Genomic DNA, 21503 nt, shown 5'->3' with positions numbered 1-21503 from the left:
ACATCTGCCCGATGTGGCTGAAAGCCGCCGTGATCGCCTTTTGCTAGTTCACTCCCCAAAGGGAGGTCACGATGGCAGATGGGCGGATCACGGTGCGCAAGGCACAGGCAAGTGATGTCGTGGCGCTGAAACAGCTGCTGCAGGAGACGTTCGAAAGCACTTGGCTGCCGCACGTCACCGAAGCATCGGCGCAGCGCTATGTCCAGACCGATATTGGCGGGCGCTATGTCGAGAAAAGCTGGCCGGAATTCACTGTTGCCGAGATCGACGGCGAGATTGCCGGCCTGATCCACTGGCGTGGCGACTTCATCGAGGCCGCGCATGTCAGGACCAGCCACCAGGGCCAGGGCGTCGGCGGGAGGCTGCTGTCGCACGCCGAACAGGCCATCCGCGCTGCTGGATTCCGCCAGGTGCGGCTCGAGACCGATACGTTCAACGAGCGCGCGCAGAGTGTCTACAAGGCGGTCGGCTGTGTCGAAAAAGACCGCTATCCGGATGATGAATGGGACAGCGGTTTCATCACGGTGCTGTTCGAGAAGCGGCTGGGCTGACATCCCTGATTCGGGATTTGGCGCGCAGAACGCTTTGCGCCAAAGCGCGGATCCGGCGACAAGGTTTTGCCCCTTCGCGCCCCTCAATCACCTCGCTCTTGCCTTCAAACAGCCGTCACGTATCTCGTATAAGAGTGACGTTGTGGCGGGTGAAAAGGAAGGAGGCGAACCGATATGCAGCACGAACGCGAAATCGACGCCCTGCTCTCATCCGGCGAGACCGGATCGATCATCGACCGGCTGATGGCGCTGCCGCGGCCAACCGACGACGTGAAAAACCAATGGGATCGCGCCGTCAGCAACCGTTTTGAAGTCCGGCTGGTGAGACAGATGCGCTCACAGATCGACGCCGGCAGCGACCGCCGGAACGCAGCTTAACCGCGACGAAGCCTGACCGGGGCTTCGCCGAACGCTCTTGAAAACGCTCTGGAAAATGCCGCGGCGGACGAGAAACCCGTCCGCCCGGCAATATCCGCCATGGCCACCCGCGTGTCGACCACCAGCCGGCGCGCCGCGCCCAGGCGCAGCCTCAGATAATAGGCTCCTGGCGTCTCGCCGATCGACTTGCGAAAAATGCTTTCCAGAGTGCGCGCCGTGACCCCGGCACGCTTGGCTATGGCTTCTATGGTCAGCGGCTGGTCGACATGCGCTTCCATCAGCCGGATGGCCTGCGCCAGGCGTGGATCGTAGCCGTCGAGCCGGCCAAGCGAGACCAGCGGCTGTGCATCGGTCGCCACGCGCGCCTGATCGTAGATGAACGCGCTCGCCACATCGAGCGCAACGGCCATGCCGAGCCGGGTGCGGATCAGATGCAGCATCAGGTCCAGGGTCGGCGACGCCCCTCCCGTGGTGAACACCGGCCCATCGATGATGTAGCGATCGGGGCGTACGTCGACGCCGGGAAAGGCGGACGAAAAATCCTCCATATCCTCCCAATGGGTCGTGGCGCTGCGCCCTTCCAGCAGGCCGGCGCGCGCCACCAGCCAGGTGCCCGCCTCGACACCGCCGCAGGCGCGGGCCGACCGCGCCGCGCGGCGCAGGCCGGCAAGCAAGGCCGACGTGGCATAGTTCTGTGTCCCGAAGCCCGCGACCACGATCAAAACATCGGTCGGTTCGGTAGCATCGAAACGGCCGCTGACCGCCACGGGCAGGCCGCATGTCGTGACCGGCGCCTCGCCGGTCACCGAAACCAGCTTGAAGTCGAACAGCGTTTCACCGGCGATGCGGTTGGCGGCACGCAAGGGGTCGACTGTGCATGCCACGCACATGATGGATGCGCCGGAAAACACCAGCAACGTCACCTTGAGCGGCGATTGCTCGGCACGAAAGATTGTCGTTCTTTCGTTTTTTGTCATGCGAGCTTCGTAAACCGTAAAGCAGCATTGCGCAAGTCGAGCAATGTTATGCTTTGTTCCGATTGGGAGGAGATTTCCATGCCGCTTGCGATGAACCGTGAGGTCTTCATTACCTGTGCCGTGACCGGATCCGGCGGTTCGCAGGATCGCAGCCCGCATGTGCCGCGTTCGCCCAAGCAGATCGCCGATTCGGCCATCGACGCGGCCAAGGCCGGTGCGGCGATCGTGCATTGCCATGTCCGCGATCCCGAAACCGGCAAGCCGCGACGCGACGTGCATCTCTACCGCGAAGTGACCGAACGCATCCGCGCGGCGGAAGTCGATGTCATCCTCAACCTCACCGCCGGCATGGGCGGCGACATGGTGTTCGGCTCGCCGGAAGCGCCGCTGCCACTCAACGAGAAGGGCACCGACATGGGCGGCGCCACCAACCGCATGGAACACGTGCGCCTATGCCTGCCGGAGATCTGCACACTCGACTGCGGCACCATGAACTTTGCCGAAGCCGACTATGTCATGACCAACACGCCCGGCATGCTGCGGGCCATGGGCGGCATGATGACGGCGCTCGGCGTCAAGCCGGAGATCGAGGCCTTCGACACCGGCCATCTCTGGTTCGCCAAGCAGCTGGTCGAGGAAAAAGTGCTCAATGCCGACGCGCTGGTGCAACTCTGCATGGGGGTGCCGTGGGGCGCGCCCGACGATCTCAACACGTTCATGGCCATGGTCAACAACGTGCCCTCGACCTGGAACTGGTCGGCCTTCGCCATCGGGCGCAACCAGATGGCCTATGCGGCGGCCGCGGTGCTCGCCGGCGGCAATGTCCGCGTCGGTCTGGAAGACAATCTCTGGCTCGACAAGGGTGTGCTGGCGACCAACGCCCAGCTGGTCGAGCGCGCCGCCAGCATCGTCACCAATCTTGGCGCCAGGATCCTTGGCCCCGAGGAAGTGCGCAAGAAACTCAACCTGACCAAGCGGGCGCCGATCGCTGCAGCTGCATAAAGCGGGGGCTGAGATGACCACCGTCAAATTCACCGCGATGAAGGATGGCGACAAGGACGACTACGAGTTCCTGACCGCCCATGAAATCGACTATGCCGCCAAGACCGGCGATCGCCTGCTCGACGCGCTGGTTCAGCTCGACGAGGGCCTGTCCGGCTACAAGATCACTCGGCTCGGCCATTCGCTGCAGGCGGCGACGCGCGCCTGGCGTGACGGCGCCGACACCGACTGGATCGCCTGCGCGCTGCTGCACGATATTGGCGACATCTACGCGCCCTACAATCATGACGAATACGCCGCTTCGATCCTGAAGCCCTTCGTGCGCGAGCAGTGCACCTGGGTGGTGGAAAAGCACGGCGACTTCCAGCGCCTCTATTACGCGCACCATCTCGGCGGCAACCGCCATGCCCGCGACCGCTTCGCCGGCCACGCCTATTTCGACGATTGCGACCAGTTCTGCGAACGCTGGGACCAGTCGAGCTTCGACCCCGACTACGAGACGCTGCCGATCGACTTCTTCCGGCCCTTCGTGCTCGAGGTGTTTGCCCGCAAGGCCTACGACGCAGCCGTCATCCGCGCCGGCGAGCGCGTGCCCCTGATCGATCCCGAAACCGCCAAGACAAGAACCGGAGCTTCCGCATGAGCATCATCAACAAGGCGGCCGCCATTGGCGGCGGTGTCATCGGCGCCGGCTGGGTGGCGCGGCTGCTCCTGAACGGCATCGACGTGTCGATCTTCGATCCGGACCCGGAAGCCTCACGCAAGGTCTCTGAAGTGATGAAGGGTGCGCGCCGCGCCTACAGGCAGATGGTGCCCGGCGGCCTGCCGACGGAAGGCAAGCTGACCTTCGCCAAGACCATCGCCGAGGCGGTCGCCGATGCCGACTTCATCCAGGAGAGCGTGCCGGAACGACTCGACCTCAAGCACCGCGTGCTGGCCGAGATCGACACGCACGCGCCGGCCAATGCCATTGTCGGTTCTTCCACCTCCGGCATCAAGCCGACCGACATGCAGGTGGCGATGAAGAAGCATCCGGAACGGCTGGTCGTCGGCCACCCGTTCAACCCGGTCTATCTCCTGCCGCTGGTCGAGATCGTCGGCGGCGAGCAGACCTTTCCCGAGGCGATCGAAGTCGCCAAGGAGATCTACGCCTCGATCGGCATGAAGCCTGTCGTCATCCGCAAGGAGATCGAGGCCTTCGTCGGCGACCGCTTGCTCGAAGCGGCATGGCGCGAGGCGCTGTGGCTGATCAAGGATGGCATCTGCACTGTCGAGGAACTCGACGACATCATGCGCTACGGTTTCGGCCTGCGCTGGGCGCAGATGGGCATGTTCCAGGTCTATCGCGTCGCCGGCGGCGAGGCCGGCATGCGCCACTTCATGGCGCAGTTCGGGCCTTGCCTGAAATGGCCGTGGACCAAGCTGATGGACGTGCCGGAGTTCAACGACGAGCTGGTCGACCTGATCGCCACCCAGTCTGACGACCAGGCGCATGGCCTGTCGATCCGCGAGCTGGAAAAGATCCGCGACGACAATCTGGTCGCGATCATGGATGCGCTGTCGAAGCAGAACAAGGGCAAGGGCTGGGGCGCCGGCGCGCTGCACAAGGACTACACCAGGCAGCTTGCCAAGCTGGCGGCGAAGAAGCCTACGGCCTCGAAGGCGGCTGAGAAGGCCAAGGTCTCCAAGCCGGTGAAGAAGGCCGAAAAGCCGAAGAAAAAGAAGAAGGGCTGAGGCCATGGATTTCGGTCTGTCGGAAGAGCAGAAGCTCATCGTCGAGACGACGCGTGCCTTCGTCGAGAACGAGCTTTACCCGCATGAGCGTGAAGTCGAGCGCACCGGCGTGCTGCGCCGCGACCTGATCGAGGAGATCAAGGCCAAGGCGATCGAAGCCGGGCTCTACGCCGCCAACATGCCGGCGGATGTCGGCGGTGCCGGCCTCGATACGGTGACCTGGCTGCTCTATGAGAAGGAACTCGGCCGCGCCAATTATGCGCTGCACTGGACCTGCGTGGCGCGCCCTTCCAACATCCTGCTTGCCGGCACGCCGGAACAGCGCGAGAAATACCTGTTCCCTTGCATCCGTGGTGAGAAATGGGACTGCCTGGCGATGACGGAGCCCGGCGCCGGCTCCGACCTGCGCGGCATGAAGGCGACCGCAGTGCAGGATGGCGACGACTGGGTGCTGAACGGCACCAAGCATTTTATCAGCCACGCCGATCTCGCCGACTTCGCCATCGTGTTCATGGCTTCGGGCGAGGAGGATTCGCCGCGCGGCAAGCGCAAGAAGATCACTGCCTTCTTCGTCGACAAGGGCACCAAGGGTTTTGCCGTGCGCGACGGCTACCGCAACGTCTCGCATCGCGGCTACACCAACGCCATCCTCGAATTCGACGATTGCCGGTTGCCTGCCTCCCAGGTTCTGGGTGAAGTGCACAAGGGATTCGACGTCGCCAATTCATGGCTCGGCGCCACCCGCCTGCAGGTCGGCGCCACCTGTCTCGGCCGCGCTGAACGTGCGCTCGGCCACGCGGTGGAGTACGCCGCGCAGCGCCAGCAGTTCGGCCAGCAGATCGGCAAATTCCAAGGCGTGTCGTTCAAGCTTGCCGACATGGCGACAGAGTTGAAGGCCGCCGACCTGATGGTGTTCGAAGCCGGCTGGAAGTACGATCAGGGCACCGTCACCGACCAGGATATGGCCATGGCCAAGCTGAAGGCCACCGAGATGCTGGCATACGTTGCCGACGAGGCGATCCAGATCCATGGCGGCATGGGGCTGATGGACGACCTGCCGCTGGAGCGCATCTGGCGTGATGCCCGCGCCGAACGTATCTGGGAAGGCACGTCGGAGATTCAGCGACATATTATTTCGCGGGCGTTGCTGCGTCCGTTCGGAGCTTAGAGCATGATGCGCCAAAGTCCGGATCCGGCTTTGTCGGACAAACGAGGTCGTTTGTCCTGGGATCGCGCTCAAACGAAAAGATGACCATGCATAAACTCGAACGTCTCCTGCGCCCGAAATCGATTGCCGTCTTCGGCGGCGTGCAGGCCGCCGCCGTCGTGGCGCAGTCGATCAAGATGGGCTTTGCCGGCGAAATCTGGCCGGTGCATCCGACCAAGGACGAGGTTGCCGGACGCAAGGCCTATCGCTCGGTGGCCGATCTGCCTGGCGCGCCGGATGCCGCCTTTGTCGGCGTCAACCGGCACCTGACCATTGAAGTGATCAAGGCGCTGGCCGAGCGTGGCGCCGGAGGCGCCGTCTGCTTTGCCGCCGGCTTCCTCGAAACCGAGGCCTATGACGATGATGGGCAACGGCTGCAGGCCGAGCTGGTCGCGGCCGCCGGCCAGATGCCGATCATCGGTCCGAACTGCTATGGCCTGATCAATTATGCGGACGGCGCGCTTCTGTGGCCCGACCAGCATGGCGGCATCAGGCTGGAGGAAGGCGGCAAGGGCGTCGCCATCATCACCCAGTCCTCCAACATCGCCATCAACATGACGATGCAGAAGCGCGGCCTGCCGATCGCCTTCCTGATGACCGCCGGGAACCAGGCGCAGACCGGTCTCTCCGAAATGGCGCTCGGCCTGATCGAGGACGATCGCGTAACCTCGCTCGGCCTGCATATCGAAGCGTTCGATTCGGTAGCCGGCTTTGAACGGCTGGCGGCACGCGCGCGTGAGCTGAAGAAGCCGATCATCGCCATGAAGGTCGGTCGCTCCGAACAGGCGCGGCAGGCGACCGTCTCGCACACCGCCTCGCTTGCAGGCTCCGACGCCGCATCCGGAGCCTTCCTGAGGCGGCTCGGCATTGCGCGCGTCGATTCCATCCCGGCCTTCATCGAGGCGCTGAAGCTGCTGCACATCACCGGGCCGCTGCCGGGATACAGACTATCATCGATGAGCTGTTCGGGCGGCGAGGCTTCCGTCATGGCCGACAGCGCAGAAGGCCGCTGGGTCAACTTCCCGGTCCTGACCGAAACGCACCGCGCCCATGTCAAATCGACGCTTGGGCCACTGGTCGCGGTCGCCAACCCATTGGATTATCACACCTTCATCTGGAACAACGAGCCGGCGATGACCGCCACCTTCACCGCCATGGTGTCGGGTGGCTTCGACTTGAACATGCTGGTGCTCGACTTCCCGCGTCCGGACCGCTGCTCGGTCACCGATTGGTGGGCGACGCTGCGAGCCTTCGAATCGGCGCTGAAGACGAACAAGGCGCATGGCGCCATCGTTTCCTCGCTGCCGGAGAACCTGCCGGAGGAATACACCGCCGAACTGATGGCGCGCGGCATGGTGCCGTTGTTCGGCATTTCCGAGGCCATGGATGCCGCCGGCGCGGCAGCCTTCATCGGCTGGGCATGGGCTGAACCGCAGGCGCAGCCGGTTGACACCTCCGCTGCCGGTGCCGCCGGCGGCGAGCATGTCACGCCTGACGAGGCCGAAGCCAAGGCGCGACTGATCAAGGCCGGGCTTCCCGTGCCCAAGGGCGAACGCGCCGGCAATGCGGTCGAGGCGGTGATCTCGTCCATGGCGCTCGGCTTTCCCGTCGCCCTGAAGGCGCTGGGCGTCACCCACAAATCCGAGGTCGGCGCGGTCCGGCTCAACCTCAAGGACGCCGAATCCGTCAGCACGGCAGCGCATGATCTGCTGCCGCTCGGCACCGGTCTCTATGTCGAGCGCATGGTGCGCGACGGCGTCGCCGAGCTGATCGTCGGCTTCACCCGCGATCCGATGTTCGGCGCGGTGATGACGCTCGGCACCGGTGGCGTGCTGGTCGAATTGCTGCGTGACAGCGTCACCTTGATGCTGCCGGCGACCCGCGACGACATCGAGGCGGCATTGCGCGGCCTGAAGCTGTTCCCGCTGCTCGAAGGCTACCGCGGCCGGCCAAAGGCCGACGTCGCGGCCGCCATCGACGCCATAGCGGGCATTGCTTCCTTCGTGCAGAAGAATGCCGGCGACATCGAGGAACTCGACATCAACCCGCTGATCGTCTGCGTCGAAGGCAAGGGTGCCTGGATCGCCGACGCGCTGCTGGTGCTGGGAGAAAACAAGAATGTCTGATGTCATTTCGACCCGCCGCGAAGGCTCGATCCTCGAGGTCACGCTGGACCGGCCCAAGGCCAACGCCATCGACCTCAAGACCTCGCGGCTGATGGGCGAAACCTTCAAGGCCTTCCGCGACGATCCGGAACTGCGCGTCGCCATCGTCAAGACCGCTGGGGACAAGTTCTTCTGCGCCGGCTGGGACCTGAAGGCCGCCGCCGGCGGCGACGCGGTCGACGGCGATTATGGCGTCGGCGGCTTTGCCGGCCTGCAGGAGCTGCGCGATCTGAACAAGCCGGTCATCGCCTGCGTCAACGGCATGGCGGTCGGCGGCGGCTTTGAGCTGGCGCTGTCCTGCGACCTCATCTACGCCTCCGACCACTCCTCCTTCGCGCTGCCCGAAATCCGTGCCGGCACGCTGGCCGACGCGGCGACGATCAAGCTGCCGAAGCGCATTCCCTATCATGTCGCCATGGACCTTTTGTTCACCGGCCGCTGGATGGATGTCGCCGAGGCGCATCGCTGGGGCCTGGTCAACGAAGTGCTGCCTAAGGAAAAGCTCGAGGACCGCGTCTGGGAGATCGCAAGACTACTCGCCAGCGGCCCGCCGCTGGTCTTCGCCGCGATCAAGGAGACCGCACGAGTGGCCGAAGCGCTGACCTTCCAGGATGCCATGAACAAGGTGACGCGCAGGCAACTGGCGACGGTCGATGCTCTGTATGGTTCCGAGGACAATATGGAAGGTTTCCGGGCTTTTGCGGAAAAGCGCGATCCGGTTTGGAAGGGTAAGTGAGCCTGAGGAGATGATAGCGCGCTCAACCTTGGCAGCTCGTCAAACAGCCGTGACCGACTACACAAAACTCATCGACGCCGAGACCTGGGCTTTCATCGAGCGGACCAATTCCTACTATCCGCCCGATACGATCGACTACACAATCACCCAGCAGCGCGAAATCTACGACCGCATGTGCCGGGAATTCTTTGCCGGCTATCCAGAAGGCGTCGCGGTCGAGACTTCCTCAATAGCGACGTTGACGCACAACATCCCGATCCGCATCTACCGCACCGGCCCGCAGCCGGCGGCGACGGTGCTCTACATCCATGGCGGTGGCTTCATCCTTGGCGGGCTGGACAGCCACGACGATGTCTGCGCCGAGCTCTGCGCCCGCACCGGTTACGAGGTGGTCTCGGTCGATTACCGGCTGGCGCCGGAGCATCTGCATCCGGCAGCCTTCGCCGATGCGCTGAACGCGTTCGAGTGGGCCGCCCGGACTTACGGCGCCCCCATCCTGCTTTGCGGCGACAGCGCCGGCGGCAATCTCTGCGCCGCTATTACCCACGCCACGCGCGGCCACCCGACACGGCCGGTCGGCCAAGTGCTGATTTATCCCGGCCTCGGCGGCGACCGCTCGAAGGGATCCTATGTCACGCACGCGGAAGCGCCGATGCTGACCATGCGCGATCTCGAATTCTACAAGCACATTCGTACCGGCGGCGCGGACCGCACCGGCGATCCGACACTGTCGCCGCTGGCCGACACCGACTTCACCAACCTGCCACCGACGGTCCTGATCACGGCGCAATGTGACCCGCTGTCTTCAGATGGCGAGGCCTATCGTGACCGTATCGTCGCGGCTGGCGGGCACGCGACCTGGTTCGAGGAACCGGGACTGGTACACGGCTATCTCAGAGCCCGGCATACGGTCGGCCGCGCCCGCGCGAGCTTTACTCGCATTGTCGACGCGGTAGCCGCGCTTGGACAGGGCACCTGGCTCTGGTGAGCATTTTTCCCGTCTAACGCCGTCTCACGCCACAGAGCGTGCCGCCGCCCGGCCGGCGCTGCGTCCGGAAAAGATGCAGCCGCCGAGGAACGTGCCTTCCAGTGCGGCATAGCCATGCACACCACCGCCACCGAAACCGGCGGCCTCGCCCACGGCATAGAGCCCGGGCACCGGCTGGCCGTCCTCGCCCAGCACGCGGCTGTCGAGATCGGTCTGCAGACCGCCCAGCGTCTTGCGGGTGAGGATGTTGAGGCGAACCGCGATCAGCGGGCCGTTCGCCGGGTCGAGCATCTTGTGCGGCTTGGCCGTGCGGATCAGCCTGTCGCCGAGATAGGCGCGGGCGCCGCGCAGCGCGGTGACCTGCATGTCCTTGGAGAACGGATTGTCGAGTTGCCTGTCGCGGCCGCGGATCTCGCGCTCGACCTGGGCGAGATCGAGCAGCGGCTCGCCGCCGACCAGCGCATTCATGCGCGCGACCAGCTTTGAAAGGTCGGCCTCGACGACGAAATCCTCGCCCTTCTCCATAAAGGCCTTGACCGGTCCCGGGATGCCTGAGGTGGCACGGCCAAGCACCTGTCGCCAGCTCTTGCCGGTCAGGTCCGGATTCTGCTCGGAGCCCGACAGCGCGAACTCCTTCTGGATGATCTTCTTGGTCAGGATGAACCACGAATAGTCGAAGCCGGTGCTCATGATGTGGTTGAGCGTGCCGAGCGTGTCGAAGCCAGGATAAAGCGGCACCGGCAGGCGTTCTCCCCTGGCATCCAGCCACAGGGAGGACGGGCCGGGCAGGATGCGGATCGCATGATCGGTCCAGATCGGCGCCCAGTTCCTGATGCCCTCGACATAATGCCACATGCGGTCGCGGTTGATGATCGAACCGCCAGCGGCCTCCGTGATCGCCAGCATGCGGCCGTCGACATGGTCGGGCACGCCGGTGATCATCCGCTTCGGTGCGGTTCCCAGGCGTTTGGGCCAGTTCTCCCGCACCAGTCGATGGTTGGCGCCGATGCCGCCGGAGGCGACGATCACCGTTTGCGCATGCAGCTCGAAATCGCCTGATATCTCGCGCGAACTCTTGCGGCCGCGCTCGACGGTGCTGGGCTCGAGGATGTCGCCGCGCACGCCGGTCACCACAGCGCCCGTCCGCGTCAGTTCATTGACCCGGTGGCGGAATTTGAAGCTCACCAATCCACGCTTTTGCGCCTCGCGCACGCGCAGGACAAAAGGTTCGAGCACACCCGGGCCCGTGCCCCAGGTGATGTGGAAGCGCGGCACCGAATTGCCGTGGCCGATGGCATTGCCGCCGCCACGCTCGGCCCAGCCGACCACGGGAAAGAACTTCAGGCCGCGCTCAATCAGCCAGGAGCGTTTCTCGCCGGCGGCGAAGCCGACATAGGCCTCCGCCCATTTGCGCGGCCACAAATCCTCCGGCCGGTCGAAGGCAGCCGTGCCCATCCAGTCCTCGATCGCCAGATCATGCGAATCGCGGATGCGCATGCGCCGCTGCTCCGGCGAATCGACGAGGAACAACCCGCCGAAGGACCAGAATGCCTGGCCGCCCAGCGACTGCTCCGGCTCCTGGTCGACGATGATGACCTTCTTGCCGGCATCGGCAAGCTCGGCGGCGGCAACCAGCCCGGCAAGGCCGGCGCCGACAATGATCACGTCCGCGTCGTCAGCCATTTTTCCTCCCAGAATTAGCCGGCTAACGCAATTTCAGGAAAAGTGTAAGCGGTTTTCCGTCCGGAATTGCGTCAAACAAAGAGTCAGACAGCCTCCCAACCGTCCTTGCCGCCGGCGCGGAAGATGGCGTCGATGACCTTCTGGTTGAGCACGGACTCTTCCAGCGTGAAGACACGCTCCTTGCCGCCCTGTGCGGCGCGCGCGAAAGTCTCGACTTCCAGCCGGTATTGCTGCGTGCCGGGGAAGCGGAACACCTGCGCCTCGGTGTGGTTCTGGTTGTGCAGTTCGACGCGATGGTGATCGTAGAGCCCGGCATTGAACGGTGAAAACACCTCGATGAACCCTTTCTCGCCGTGGAACACCATCACCTGGCGCGCCGCCATTTGCGTCGAGAGGTAAAAGGACAGTTCGAAGTCGCCGAAATCGGCGCGGATCGAGGAGTAGATGTCGGTGCCGAATTTCTTGTCGCGCTCGATCGTCGCCTGCACACGGCTAGGCTCCTTGCCGGTCGAGAACCGCGTCGACACCGTCGGGTAGACGCCAATATCGGGCAGCGCGCCGCCACCAAGATCGAGCTGGTTGCGCATGTTGTTGGGGTCGACATTGTAGTAGGAGAACGCGCCCTGCACATGGCGCAGCCGGCCAATGGCACCGCTGGTGATGAGGTCGCGTACCTTGATCCATTGCGGGTGGTAGATGACCATGAAGGCTTCGCAGACCAGCACCTTCTTGGCGTCGCGCAGCTTGATCAGCGGCGCGATATCCTTGGCATCGAGCGCCAGCGGCTTTTCGACCAGCACATGCTTGCCGGCTTCGATGGCTTTCGCCGTCCATTCGACATGTTGCGAGGTCGGCAGCGGGATGTAGACGCCGTCAACTTCCTTGGAGGCGAGCAATTCCTCATAGGAACCGAACGCATGGCGCGCGCCGAACCTTTCGGCCAGGGCCTTGGCCTTCGACAAATCGCGGCTGGCAATGGCCGACAGCACGCCGTTCTCGGCCTCGACCATTGCCGGCAGCAAATGCTCGCGGCCGATCTTGGCCGTCGACAACACACCCCATCGGAACATCACGCTTCTCCATGTCGGTTACAGGCGATGAGGTTTGCCCGAAATCGATGGAAAAGCCAATGACAAGCTCGGCCCTCGTGTCAGCCGCGTCTGCCGGTCAGCGTCATGTCAAAGTCGACGATGTTCGAATAGAGCGGCGTGCCGACATCCATGCCATAACGTGACCTGAGTACCTTGCCGGTGACATGGAATTTGATCGTGCCGGCCTTGAGGCCACCAAGCTCCGCGGTGAATTTTTCCGGAAAAGTCTTGCCGCGCGCCGTCAGCCGACCGGTGACCAGCGCCGTGGTGTCGCTGGTTCGTGTCACGCTGGTCGAGCGGAACTGGATTTCCGGACTGTTGGCAGCGTCGAATACCGCGTCCGAGCGCAGGAAGGCATCGATACGACCCTGACCGGTGCCGACGCTTTCGGGAAAGATGGTGAAATTGACCTGTGAGCGAGCGACGTCACTGTTATCGATGCGGATCGAGCCCTTGAAGTGGGCGAAGGTGCCGTTGAGGCCGCCGCCACCGACCTTGCCGATGGAAAAATGGATGCTCGAACTGGCCGGGCTGATCGCGTAGCTGCCTGCGGCGTCGCCAAGCGCGACGGCCGCGAAGACAGGCGTGGCAATGCAAGCGGCAACCGCCGCAAATCCAAGGATGCGCGCAAACATGGGAATGTTCCTTTTTGGAGGCAACGCTTTTCGCGTCCTCGCCCCACGAACGAACAGACCGCCCGTTCTATTCCCCACTTGACGAAGGCGTGATCATGCGGGTGAGCACATTGTCCCTGAGCCTGAAATGGTGCCGCAGCGCGGCCGCGACATGCAGCACGACCAGGGCGATGCCGGCATAGGCGAGATACCAGTGCGCCGCGGCCCAGAAGCTTTCCGCCGCGTCCGATTCCACCAAAGGCAGGTTGGGCATCACGAACAGGTCGAACGGCATGGTCGGGATTTCCAATGTCGAAACCGAAACCAGCGCCCATCCCGACAGAGGCAGGGCGATCTGGAGGGCATAGAGCGCCAGATGGGCGAGCGGCGCCGTACGCCGCTCCAGGGCGCCGACCGAAGCCGGCAAGGGCGGCGCCGAATTGCCAAGCCGCCAGGCGACGCGCAGGATGATGAGGCCGAGCAACAGAAAGCCAAGGGATTTGTGCAATTGGATCAGTTCGAAGGCCGCACGCTGGCTCTCGGTCCGTACCATGATGAAGCCGAGGGCGAACTGGCCGATGAAGATGATGCCGATCAGCCAGTGGAGGATGATCGTCGCCCAGCCATAGCGGGTCGTGGTGTTGGTGATTGACTGCATGGTGGAAGAACGAATGCCGGGACAGCTTTCTTCCAGCGCTCTTCACCTCCCCCTTCGTGGGGGTGAGCAGCCGGTTCTCCACAGGCGAATTGATCGTGCCAGTGGCACGATGAAAGGCCGGCGAACGCCGGGACGCTGCGGGACCCGCCGGGCTCACCAATTGTCAACCCGGCCCTTCGCAGGCTCAGGGCGTTCGAAGTTCGAAAAGCCAAGCAATTGGCTTTTCATCCGCTACGCGGACCACTTCTCACCCTTGAAGAAATCCACAAACGCTCTCAGCGCCGGCCGCATCTGCCGGCGGCTCGGATAATAAACGAAAAACCCGTCGAAGGGCGGGCACCAGTCTTCCAGCACGCGGATCAGCCTGCCGTCGGCGAGGGGCATGCGGACATAGGGCTCGAAGACGAAGGCAAGCCCGGCGCCATCAATGGCCGCCTGGGCGATCAGATGGTCCTCGTCGAGGATCAGCGGCCCTTGCGCGGCGATCTCGATCTCCTCGCCATCCTTCTCGAATTCCCAGCGGTAGAGGATGCCGCTGGAGAAGCGGAAGCGGATGCAGCGTTGGTCGGCGAGGTCGCGCGGGTGACGAGGCCTGGCGTTGGCCGCGAAATAGGAGGGCGCGCCAACCACCGCGCCACGCATGTCCGGCCCGATGCGCACCGCGATCATGTCGCGCTGCAGGCTCTCGCCGAGCCGCACACCGGCATCGAAGCCGCCTTCGACCACGTCGGTAAAGCGGTCCTCGATGACGATCTCCAGCACGATGTCGGGGTAGGCTGACGCAAAGGCGCCCAGCCGGGGCGTCAGCACCAGGTGCGCGGCGGTGCGCGGTACGCTGAGCCGCAGAGTCCCGGCCGGCCGGTCGCGCGCCTCGACCGCCGTCTCCAGTGCCAGGTCGATCTCGGATAGCGCCGGGCGCAGCCGCTCCAGCAACTGCGCGCCTTCCTCGGTCGGCGCGACGCTACGCGTGCTGCGCGCCAGCAGCCGCACGCCAAGTCGCGCCTCCAGGCTGGACACGGCATGGCTGACCGCCGACGGCGCGATGGCCAATTCCCTCGCCGCACCGCGAAAACTGCCGCATTGGGCCACGGTTGCCAGCACTGCGAGTTGTGAAAGATGTGCTCGGTTCATTGATCTATTTCTTAGAACGACCCGTGCACAGATGAACCAATTATCGAACATAAGGCAAGACGCTATCTCCTAGCCATCACAACAAGGAGACGCGTGATGCAAACCCGCAAGCTAGGAACTGAACTGAACGTCTATCCCGTCGGCCTCGGCTGCATGGGCATGAGCTTCGCCTATGGCGGCCAGCCGGAGGCAGAGGCGATCGCCACGCTGCATCGCGCCGTCGAGATCGGCGTCAACTTCTTCGACACGGCGGAAGTCTATGGTCCTTACGAGAACGAGATCCTGCTCGGCAAGGCGCTGAAGTCGGTGCGGAGCAAAGTGACGATCGCCACCAAATTCGGCTTCAAGATTCAGGAGGAAGGCACGGGCCTCGACCGCATGGCCGGCGTAGACAGCCGCCCCGAGCACGTCAAGGCGGTGGCCGAAGCCTCGCTGAAGCGGTTGGGCACCGATGTCATCGACCTCTACTACCAGCACCGGGTCGATCCCAACGTGCCGATCGAGGACACGGTCGGCGCCATGGCCGAACTGGTGCGCGAGGGCAAGGTACGCGCGCTCGGTCTCTCGGAGGCGAGTGCCGCCACCATCCGCCGGGCGCATGCCGTGCATCCGATCGCGGCCGTGCAGAGCGAATACTCGCTGTGGAGCCGTGACCCGGAAGACGAGGTTTTGGCCGTCTGCCGCGAACTCGGCATCGGCTTCGTCCCCTACAGCCCGCTCGGCCGTGGCCTGTTGACCGGCACCATCGCCAGGCCGGAAACGCTTGACGACGGCGACTGGCGCCGCACCTTGCCACGGTTCCAGGCGGATGCCATGGCGGCCAATGCCAAGGTGGTCGCCACTCTGGAGAAGATGGCCGCAGAAAAGGGCGTTACGTCGGCGCAGTTGGCGCTCGCCTGGGTGTTGCACCAGGGCGATTTCATCGTGCCAATCCCCGGGGCACGAAAGATCCGCCATCTGGAGCAGAACACGGCGGCGGCCGGGATCGCGCTGAGCGCGGCGGAAGTGGCGGCGATCGGCGATGCGCTGTCGCCGGACAAGGTGATGGGCAAGCGCTATACGGAGGAGTTGCTGACGCTGGTGAATGGGTAGGGGTGCTCCGGCGCCTCTATGTTGAGAAGGCTGCACGAGGCGCCCCCCCTCTGCCCTGCCGGGCAGAGGGGGGCGCCTCGCCCAGAACTATCCTACCAAGGCACCACACAAATCTCCGGCCAGTTCCTCTGCGCCCGCGCGCCTTTCGCTTCATGTGTGCGCTGATTGTCCATCACCCGGTTGGGGGTGATGCGAAACGAAAAAATATCGTCCAGCCCGAACGGCGCCACCAGCTCCAGCTGGCCATCAGCGCCGTATCGGACGCCCACAGCATGCGTCTTCGAGGCGAAATGGCTGACCGACTCGCTCGAGCTCGTATAGCGCGGGCAGGGCTGCCCGAATTTCTGCGGATACCACAGATGCACCCGCGCCTGGTTGCGAACCTCGACCGGCAGCGCCAACCCCTCGAAATGCAGCGCGGCCCGGCGGATCACAGTGTCCTCCGCCTCATAGGACAGATCACGATCATCGAAATAGAAGAGATCAACGTCCTTGATGCCGTAGCCCGACGGCTTGCCGGTCAGATGGTTCCAGACGCTGTTGTAGAGCGCGCCGGAGACCACCAGCCAGTTCGGAAGATCGAGCGCACGGGCACGCAGCAGTGCTTCGCTGACGAGCGCATCGCTCGAAACGATGTCGAGAAACGCCGCGCGCTGTGCTTCGAACGGCAGCCCGGAATAGCGCAGATGGTCCATCGCCCTTTGGAGGGCGATTCGCCATCACTGCGCAATCCTCTAGGCGCGCAGCACACCGCCGGTCTGCTTGCCGACATTCTCGACGATGCGCTTGGCCAGCGCCTCGAAATCCTCGTCGGTCAGTGTCTTCTCGACCGGCTGGATCGATACTTCGATGGCGATCGATTTCTTGTCGGCGCCGAGCGATGCACCCTCGAAGATGTCGAACACCGAGACGCCAGTGATCAGCTTCTTGTCGGCTGCCAATGCGGCGCGAACAAGCGCACCGGCCTCGACAGACTTGTCGACGACGAAAGCAAAATCGCGCTTCACCGCCTGGAAGGCGGAGAGCTCCAGCTTCGGCTTGGTCTTGGTCGGCTTGGCCTTCGGCTCGGGCACGGCGTCGACGAACACTTCGAAGCCGCAGAGCGGGCCGGAAACGTCGAGCCCTTCCATTGTCTTGGGATGGAACTCGCCGAACGTGCCGAGCACGGTCTTCGGCCCGAGCTTGATCGTGCCGGAACGGCCGGGATGGTACCAGGCCGGACCGCCCGCCTCGATCTGCAGCCGGTCTACCGGCGCGCCGCAGGCTTCGAGTGCCGCGATCGCATCGGCCTTGGCGTCGAACACGCCGACCGGGCCTGAATTGCCGGCCCAGTTGCGGCCGGAGCCGTCGAGCTTAGCGGTGCCGCGGCGCACGCCGGCGGCCACGCGCCGCTGCTGGTCGGCGCCGTCGCCCTCATAGGTGCCCGACACCTCGAACAGCGCCACGTCGCCAATGCCCTTGTCGGCATTGCGCTGCGCGGCTGCGATCAGCCCCGGCAGCAGCGACGGCCGCATGTCGGACATGTCGGCGGCGATCGGGTTGGCGAGTTTCAGCGCCGTCTGGCCGCCGCCGAACAGTTCGGCGTGTTTGGCCGGGATGAACGACCAGGTGACGGCCTCCATCATGCCGCGCACGGCAAGCGCGCGCTTGGCGGTGCGGGTACGGACCTGCAGCGTGGTCAAAATCTTCGAATTGACCGCGTCATGCGCGCCGAGCGGCTGCGGTGCGATGTTGTCGACGCCGTGGATGCGCATCACTTCCTCGACCAAGTCGGCCTTGCCGTCGAGATCCGGACGCCAGGACGGCACCGCCACATCGACGACATCGCCCGACCCTTGAGGCTTGAAGCCGAGGCGCGACAGGATTTCGAGGCATTCCGCCTTCGGTACCTCGATCCCGGTCAGCCGCGTCACCTCAGACAGCGGGAAGGAAACGATCTTGTCGACATGCCCGGCATAGCCGACGACCTCGGTCTGCGCCGGCTCACCGCCGCAGAGATCGAGCACCAGCCTCGTCGCAAGTTCGATTCCCGGCACCATGAATTCAGGATCGACACCGCGCTCGAAGCGGTAGCGCGCATCGGTGATGATGCCGAGCGCGCGGCCGGTGCGGGCGGTGGTGATCGGATCCCAAAGCGCCGATTCGATGAGCACGTCCGATGTGTTCTCGTCGCAGCCCGAATGCTCGCCGCCCATCACGCCGGCAATCGATTCGACGCTATCATCGTCCGCGATGACGCACATCTCCGGCGTCAGCGTGTATTCGCGGCCGTCGAGTGCCAGCACCCGCTCGCCATCCTTCGCGCGACGCACGACGAGATTGCCCGCAACCTTGCTGGCATCGAACACATGCAGCGGCCGACCGCGATCGAAAGTGACGTAATTGGTGATGTCGACCAGCGCGCTGATCGGCCTCAGACCAATGGCGATCAGCCTCTGCTGCAGCCATTTCGGTGACGGGCCGTTCTTGACGCCGCGCACCAGTCGCAGAGCGAAACCGGGGCAAAGCTCCGGCGCCTCGATCACCACCTTGACCGGCGTCTCGCCCTTGGCGGGGATCGCCTCGACCGCACCGCTTTTCAGCGTGCCGAGCCCGCTCGCCGCCAGGTCCCTGGCGATGCCGTAGACGCTGGTCGCGTCCGGGCGGTTCGGCGTCAAATTGATCTCAATGACCGGATCGTCGAGATGCGCGTAGGACGCGAAGCTGGCGCCGACCGGCGCATCGGCAGGCAGGTCGATGATGCCGTTGTGCTCGTCCGACAGTTCCAACTCGCGCTCGGAACACATCATGCCATGGCTTTCGACGCCACGGATCTTGCCGACCGTCAGCGTCACGTCGATGCCGGGCACATAGGTGCCGGGCGCGGCGAAGGCGCCGATCAGCCCGGCGCGGGCGTTCGGCGCGCCGCAGACGACCTGCACCGGAGGCTTGCCGTCGCCGGTATCGACGGTGAGCACGCGCAGCCTGTCGGCGTCGGGATGCTGCACCGCCGTCAACACCTTGGCGATGACAAAGGGTTTCAGGCCTGACTTGTCGTCGACATGCTCGACTTCGAGGCCGATCGAGGTCAGCCGCTCCACGATCTCGTCGAGCGTGGCGTCGGTCTCGAGATGATCCTTGAGCCAGGAGAGGGTGAATTTCATGGGACTGTTCCGTCTGGTCTTGTGACGCTTGTTTTCAGATGTCTGGGCAAGTCGTCGGACATGTGCAGGAAAGGGAGTTGCTCGCCTACATAGGCATGCTGCGTCGGCGTGAAAGCGGCCGGCATGTCCATCGCGCCGAGCATGAAATAGATGTCATCTTCAAGCCGGTCGTCGACATAGGCGATCGGCGAACCACAGATGGCGCAGAACGAGCGCGTCACCGGACCGTTCTCGTACATCTTCAGCGACTTGCCGGTGAACATCACCTTGTCGACCGGGAAGCCGACAAAGGCCGACACCGGCGCGCCGCTGGCTCGCCGGCAATCGCCACAATGGCAATAGCTGACGTGGTGCGGTTCGGCCGAAGCCTCGAACCGCACGGCGCCGCAACGACAGCCGCCGGCGTGGGGCGCTGTCATGCGCTTAGGCCCCCAAACAGTGTCGGCATGTCGAGCGGCCGGAAACCGTAATGCGACAGCCAGCGGACATCGGCGTCGAAGAAGGCGCGCAGGTCCGGCATGCCGTATTTCAGCATGGCGATGCGGTCGATGCCCATGCCCCAGGCAAAGCCCTGATACTCGTCGGGATCGAGCCCGCCGGCGCGCAGCACGTTGGGATGCACCATGCCGCAGCCGAGGATCTCCATCCAGTCGGAGCCTTCGCCGAAGCGCACTTCGCCGGGCCGCGAGCGGTCGCACTGGATGTCGACCTCGAGGCTTGGCTCGGTGAACGGGAAGAAGGACGGCCGGAAGCGCATCTTGACCGAGGGCACCTCGAAGAACGCCTTGCAGAACTCTTCCAGCACCCATTTCATGTTGGCGACGTTGGCCGTTTTGTCGATCACCAGTCCCTCGACCTGATGGAACATCGGCGAGTGGGTGGCGTCGGAATCCTGCCGGTAGGTCTTGCCCGGAATGACGATGCGGATCGGCGGCTTCTGCTTCTCCATTGTGCGGATCTGCACCGGTGAGGTGTGGGTGCGCAAAAGCTTGCGCTCGCCCTTCTCATCCGGCTGGAAGAAGAATGTGTCGTGCATCTCGCGCGCCGGATGGCCGTCCGGGAAATTCAGCGCGGTGAAATTGTAATAGTCGGTCTCGATATCGGGACCTTCTGCGATGGCGAAGCCGAGATCGCCGAAGATCGCCGCGATCTCGTCGATGACCTGGCTGATCGGATGGATGCGGCCGCGCTCGGCCGGCGATTGCCGCACCGGCAGGGTCACGTCGACCTTCTCGGCGGCCAGGCGCGCGGCGATGGCGACGTCCTTCAATTCGGCCTTGCGAGCCGTCAGCGCCTCGGTGACCCGGTTCTTGAGGCCGTTGATGGCGGGGCCGTTCACCTGACGCTCCTCGGCGGTCATGGCGCCAAGCGTTTTCAGCATCTCGGACACGGTGCCCTTCTTGCCGAACGCAGCGATGCGCACGGCCTCGATAGCCGGTTCGTCGGCGGCCGAGGCGATGTCGGCAAGCAGTGAAGCTTCCAGGGTTTCAAGATTTCCAGCGGTGGCGTTCACGGCGAAACTCTCTCGATCGGCGACCGATACCATTTTGGTTTCGGTGTCACCATTTTGGTTACATCAGGCATAAGAAAAACCCGCGCCAGCCGTGCCAGCGCGGGTTCCCCAAAATCAGAATTGCGAATGCTTGGGAAGCGCTGGTCTTAGGCGACAGCGCTTTCAAAAGCGTTCGGCGTGGTGTTCTTCAGATATTCGAGCGCGACCTTGGCCTTGGCGACCAGGGCGGCGAAAGCCTGTGGCTCATGGATGGCCATGTCGGACAGGATCTTGCGATCGATCTCGATGCCGGCCTTGTTGAGGCCGTCGATGAAGCGGCCATAGGTCAGGCCGTGCTCGTGGGTCGCGGCGTTGATGCGCTGGATCCACAGCGCACGGAACGAGCGCTTGCGGTTCTTGCGGTCGCGGTAAGCGTACTGCAGCGACTTTTCCACCGCCTGCTTGGCGATGCGGATGGTGTTCTTGCGGCGGCCGTAGAAGCCTTTCGCGGCTTTCAGGACCTTCTTGTGCTTGGCGTGAGCGGTGACGCCTCTCTTTACGCGTGCCATATCATGATCTCCTTAAACGCTGTTCCTGAAACCGAATGCTCAGAGGCCGTTCGGCAGAAAATTCTTGATGACCTTCTTGCCATCCGGTTCAGCCAGAACCATCGTGCCGCGGGCATTTCGAATGAACTTGTTGGAACGCTTGATCATGCCGTGACGCTTGCCGGCCGCAGCCGACAGGACTTTACCCGTACCTGTGATCTTGAACCGCTTCTTGGCGGCCGACTTGGTCTTCATCTTGGGCATTTTGCTACTCCGTATTGTTGGCGCACTATCGCGCTTCTTGTTCGCTCCG

The 21503-nt window shown here is 64.0% G+C and carries 22 protein-coding genes; 10 read left to right on the top strand and 12 right to left on the bottom strand.

What is annotated here, in order from left to right; translation table 11 throughout:
- Nucleotides 1-71 precede the first annotated feature (71 nt).
- Both A3AU_RS0116290 and A3AU_RS0116285 read left to right on the top strand, forming a co-directional pair.
- The gene (locus A3AU_RS0116290; protein ID WP_027053796.1) at nucleotides 72-551 is read left to right on the top strand and encodes a GNAT family N-acetyltransferase; all 480 of its coding nucleotides are present in this window, start codon (nucleotides 72-74) and stop codon (nucleotides 549-551) included.
- Between the two features lie 174 nt (nucleotides 552-725).
- Nucleotides 726-929, top strand: a complete 204-nt coding sequence (locus tag A3AU_RS0116285) for a hypothetical protein (protein ID WP_027053795.1) — start codon at nucleotides 726-728, stop codon at nucleotides 927-929.
- On the opposite strand, the gene A3AU_RS0116280 is transcribed toward A3AU_RS0116285, so the two are convergent.
- On the bottom strand, nucleotides 926-1906 hold the full coding sequence (locus A3AU_RS0116280; protein ID WP_027053794.1) for a GlxA family transcriptional regulator: 981 nt from the start codon (nucleotides 1904-1906) through the stop codon (nucleotides 926-928). The genes A3AU_RS0116285 and A3AU_RS0116280 overlap by 4 nt on opposite strands.
- Nucleotides 1907-1984: 78 nt before the next feature.
- Here A3AU_RS0116280 and bcoG point away from each other — a divergent pair, with 78 nt between their 5' ends.
- The 7 genes from bcoG to A3AU_RS0116245 all read left to right on the top strand — a co-directional run bounded on the left by bcoG (nucleotide 1985) and on the right by A3AU_RS0116245 (nucleotide 9738).
- Nucleotides 1985-2908, top strand: a complete 924-nt coding sequence (gene bcoG, locus A3AU_RS0116275) for a 3-dehydrocarnitine:acetyl-CoA trimethylamine transferase BcoG (protein ID WP_027053793.1) — start codon at nucleotides 1985-1987, stop codon at nucleotides 2906-2908.
- Between the two features lie 13 nt (nucleotides 2909-2921).
- Nucleotides 2922-3551, top strand: coding sequence for an HD domain-containing protein (locus A3AU_RS0116270; protein WP_027053792.1), 630 nt, complete (start codon nucleotides 2922-2924; stop codon nucleotides 3549-3551).
- Nucleotides 3548-4642, top strand: coding sequence for a carnitine 3-dehydrogenase (locus A3AU_RS0116265; protein WP_027053791.1), 1095 nt, complete (start codon nucleotides 3548-3550; stop codon nucleotides 4640-4642). The genes A3AU_RS0116270 and A3AU_RS0116265 overlap by 4 nt, the downstream gene beginning before the upstream one ends.
- Before the next feature lie 4 nt (nucleotides 4643-4646).
- Nucleotides 4647-5810, top strand: a complete 1164-nt coding sequence (locus tag A3AU_RS0116260) for an acyl-CoA dehydrogenase family protein (protein ID WP_027053790.1) — start codon at nucleotides 4647-4649, stop codon at nucleotides 5808-5810.
- A gap of 86 nt (nucleotides 5811-5896) precedes the next feature.
- Entirely contained in the window at nucleotides 5897-7975 is a 2079-nt protein-coding gene (locus A3AU_RS0116255; RefSeq protein ID WP_027053789.1) for an acetate--CoA ligase family protein, read from the top strand.
- Nucleotides 7968-8750, top strand: a complete 783-nt coding sequence (locus tag A3AU_RS0116250) for a carnitinyl-CoA dehydratase (RefSeq protein WP_027053788.1) — start codon at nucleotides 7968-7970, stop codon at nucleotides 8748-8750. Before A3AU_RS0116255 ends, A3AU_RS0116250 begins: the two co-directional genes overlap by 8 nt.
- 49 nt (nucleotides 8751-8799) lie before the next feature.
- Nucleotides 8800-9738: an alpha/beta hydrolase gene (locus A3AU_RS0116245; RefSeq protein WP_027053787.1), complete on the top strand. Its 939-nt coding sequence runs from the start codon at nucleotides 8800-8802 to the stop codon at nucleotides 9736-9738.
- Nucleotides 9739-9762: 24 nt separating this feature from the next.
- On the opposite strand, the gene A3AU_RS0116240 is transcribed toward A3AU_RS0116245, so the two are convergent.
- From A3AU_RS0116240 to A3AU_RS0116220, 5 genes are all read right to left on the bottom strand, one after another.
- Nucleotides 9763-11421: an FAD-binding dehydrogenase gene (locus tag A3AU_RS0116240; RefSeq protein WP_027053786.1), complete on the bottom strand. Its 1659-nt coding sequence runs from the start codon at nucleotides 11419-11421 to the stop codon at nucleotides 9763-9765.
- An 83-nt stretch (nucleotides 11422-11504) separates the two neighbouring features.
- Entirely contained in the window at nucleotides 11505-12491 is a 987-nt protein-coding gene (locus A3AU_RS0116235; protein WP_027053785.1) for a Gfo/Idh/MocA family protein, read from the bottom strand.
- An 80-nt stretch (nucleotides 12492-12571) separates the two neighbouring features.
- Nucleotides 12572-13147, bottom strand: coding sequence for a YceI family protein (locus A3AU_RS0116230; RefSeq protein WP_027053784.1), 576 nt, complete (start codon nucleotides 13145-13147; stop codon nucleotides 12572-12574).
- Nucleotides 13148-13214: 67 nt separating this feature from the next.
- Nucleotides 13215-13784 carry a cytochrome b gene (locus A3AU_RS0116225; RefSeq protein WP_027053783.1) on the bottom strand — a complete coding sequence of 190 codons (570 nt, stop codon included), beginning with the start codon at nucleotides 13782-13784 and terminating at the stop codon, nucleotides 13215-13217.
- A 231-nt stretch (nucleotides 13785-14015) separates the two neighbouring features.
- Nucleotides 14016-14915, bottom strand: a complete 900-nt coding sequence (locus tag A3AU_RS0116220; RefSeq protein WP_027053782.1) for a LysR family transcriptional regulator — start codon at nucleotides 14913-14915, stop codon at nucleotides 14016-14018.
- Between the two features lie 96 nt (nucleotides 14916-15011).
- Between A3AU_RS0116220 and A3AU_RS0116215 the strand changes: the two genes are divergently transcribed.
- Nucleotides 15012-16007, top strand: coding sequence for an aldo/keto reductase (locus tag A3AU_RS0116215; protein WP_027053781.1), 996 nt, complete (start codon nucleotides 15012-15014; stop codon nucleotides 16005-16007).
- Between the two features lie 92 nt (nucleotides 16008-16099).
- Here the strand turns inward: A3AU_RS0116215 and A3AU_RS0116210 are convergent, their stop codons facing one another.
- The 6 genes from A3AU_RS0116210 to rpmI all read right to left on the bottom strand — a co-directional run bounded on the left by A3AU_RS0116210 (nucleotide 16100) and on the right by rpmI (nucleotide 21454).
- Nucleotides 16100-16702 carry a nucleotidyltransferase family protein gene (locus A3AU_RS0116210; protein ID WP_027053780.1) on the bottom strand — a complete coding sequence of 201 codons (603 nt, stop codon included), beginning with the start codon at nucleotides 16700-16702 and terminating at the stop codon, nucleotides 16100-16102.
- 39 nt (nucleotides 16703-16741) lie between these two features.
- A complete protein-coding gene (pheT, locus tag A3AU_RS0116205) occupies nucleotides 16742-19150 on the bottom strand; it encodes a phenylalanine--tRNA ligase subunit beta (protein ID WP_027053779.1) in 2409 nt (802 codons plus the stop codon).
- Complete coding sequence (locus A3AU_RS0116200; protein WP_027053778.1) at nucleotides 19147-19569, bottom strand: GFA family protein; 423 nt, start codon at nucleotides 19567-19569, stop codon at nucleotides 19147-19149. The genes pheT and A3AU_RS0116200 overlap by 4 nt, the downstream gene beginning before the upstream one ends.
- The gene (gene pheS / locus A3AU_RS0116195) at nucleotides 19566-20696 is read right to left on the bottom strand and encodes a phenylalanine--tRNA ligase subunit alpha (protein WP_051355387.1); all 1131 of its coding nucleotides are present in this window, start codon (nucleotides 20694-20696) and stop codon (nucleotides 19566-19568) included. Before pheS ends, A3AU_RS0116200 begins: the two co-directional genes overlap by 4 nt.
- A gap of 113 nt (nucleotides 20697-20809) precedes the next feature.
- Nucleotides 20810-21211, bottom strand: a complete 402-nt coding sequence (gene rplT, locus A3AU_RS0116190) for a 50S ribosomal protein L20 (protein WP_027053776.1) — start codon at nucleotides 21209-21211, stop codon at nucleotides 20810-20812.
- Between the two features lie 39 nt (nucleotides 21212-21250).
- Nucleotides 21251-21454, bottom strand: coding sequence for a 50S ribosomal protein L35 (gene rpmI, locus A3AU_RS0116185; protein ID WP_006201248.1), 204 nt, complete (start codon nucleotides 21452-21454; stop codon nucleotides 21251-21253).
- Nucleotides 21455-21503: the final 49 nt, after the last annotated feature.

Source organism: Mesorhizobium erdmanii USDA 3471 (assembly GCF_000472705.1).
In the GTDB taxonomy this organism is placed as follows: domain Bacteria; phylum Pseudomonadota; class Alphaproteobacteria; order Rhizobiales; family Rhizobiaceae; genus Mesorhizobium; species Mesorhizobium erdmanii.
This window is presented reverse-complemented; position numbering and strand designations above follow the sequence as displayed.

Coding starts and splice junctions, on each gene's coding strand:
- A3AU_RS0116270 (WP_027053792.1), top strand. CDS start 2,922: ATGACCACCGTCAAATTCACCGCGATGAAGGATGGCGACAAGGACGAC.
- A3AU_RS0116290 (WP_027053796.1), top strand. CDS start 72: ATGGCAGATGGGCGGATCACGGTGCGCAAGGCACAGGCAAGTGATGTC.
- bcoG (WP_027053793.1), top strand. CDS start 1,985: ATGCCGCTTGCGATGAACCGTGAGGTCTTCATTACCTGTGCCGTGACC.
- A3AU_RS0116265 (WP_027053791.1), top strand. CDS start 3,548: ATGAGCATCATCAACAAGGCGGCCGCCATTGGCGGCGGTGTCATCGGC.
- A3AU_RS0116250 (WP_027053788.1), top strand. CDS start 7,968: ATGTCTGATGTCATTTCGACCCGCCGCGAAGGCTCGATCCTCGAGGTC.
- A3AU_RS0116200 (WP_027053778.1), bottom strand. CDS start 19,569: ATGACAGCGCCCCACGCCGGCGGCTGTCGTTGCGGCGCCGTGCGGTTC.
- rplT (WP_027053776.1), bottom strand. CDS start 21,211: ATGGCACGCGTAAAGAGAGGCGTCACCGCTCACGCCAAGCACAAGAAG.
- A3AU_RS0116285 (WP_027053795.1), top strand. CDS start 726: ATGCAGCACGAACGCGAAATCGACGCCCTGCTCTCATCCGGCGAGACC.
- A3AU_RS0116215 (WP_027053781.1), top strand. CDS start 15,012: ATGCAAACCCGCAAGCTAGGAACTGAACTGAACGTCTATCCCGTCGGC.
- A3AU_RS0116225 (WP_027053783.1), bottom strand. CDS start 13,784: ATGCAGTCAATCACCAACACCACGACCCGCTATGGCTGGGCGACGATC.
- rpmI (WP_006201248.1), bottom strand. CDS start 21,454: ATGCCCAAGATGAAGACCAAGTCGGCCGCCAAGAAGCGGTTCAAGATC.
- pheT (WP_027053779.1), bottom strand. CDS start 19,150: ATGAAATTCACCCTCTCCTGGCTCAAGGATCATCTCGAGACCGACGCC.
- A3AU_RS0116230 (WP_027053784.1), bottom strand. CDS start 13,147: ATGTTTGCGCGCATCCTTGGATTTGCGGCGGTTGCCGCTTGCATTGCC.
- A3AU_RS0116255 (WP_027053789.1), top strand. CDS start 5,897: ATGCATAAACTCGAACGTCTCCTGCGCCCGAAATCGATTGCCGTCTTC.
- A3AU_RS0116235 (WP_027053785.1), bottom strand. CDS start 12,491: ATGTTCCGATGGGGTGTGTTGTCGACGGCCAAGATCGGCCGCGAGCAT.
- A3AU_RS0116210 (WP_027053780.1), bottom strand. CDS start 16,702: ATGGACCATCTGCGCTATTCCGGGCTGCCGTTCGAAGCACAGCGCGCG.
- A3AU_RS0116280 (WP_027053794.1), bottom strand. CDS start 1,906: ATGACAAAAAACGAAAGAACGACAATCTTTCGTGCCGAGCAATCGCCG.
- A3AU_RS0116220 (WP_027053782.1), bottom strand. CDS start 14,915: ATGAACCGAGCACATCTTTCACAACTCGCAGTGCTGGCAACCGTGGCC.
- A3AU_RS0116240 (WP_027053786.1), bottom strand. CDS start 11,421: ATGGCTGACGACGCGGACGTGATCATTGTCGGCGCCGGCCTTGCCGGG.
- A3AU_RS0116260 (WP_027053790.1), top strand. CDS start 4,647: ATGGATTTCGGTCTGTCGGAAGAGCAGAAGCTCATCGTCGAGACGACG.
- pheS (WP_051355387.1), bottom strand. CDS start 20,696: ATGGTATCGGTCGCCGATCGAGAGAGTTTCGCCGTGAACGCCACCGCT.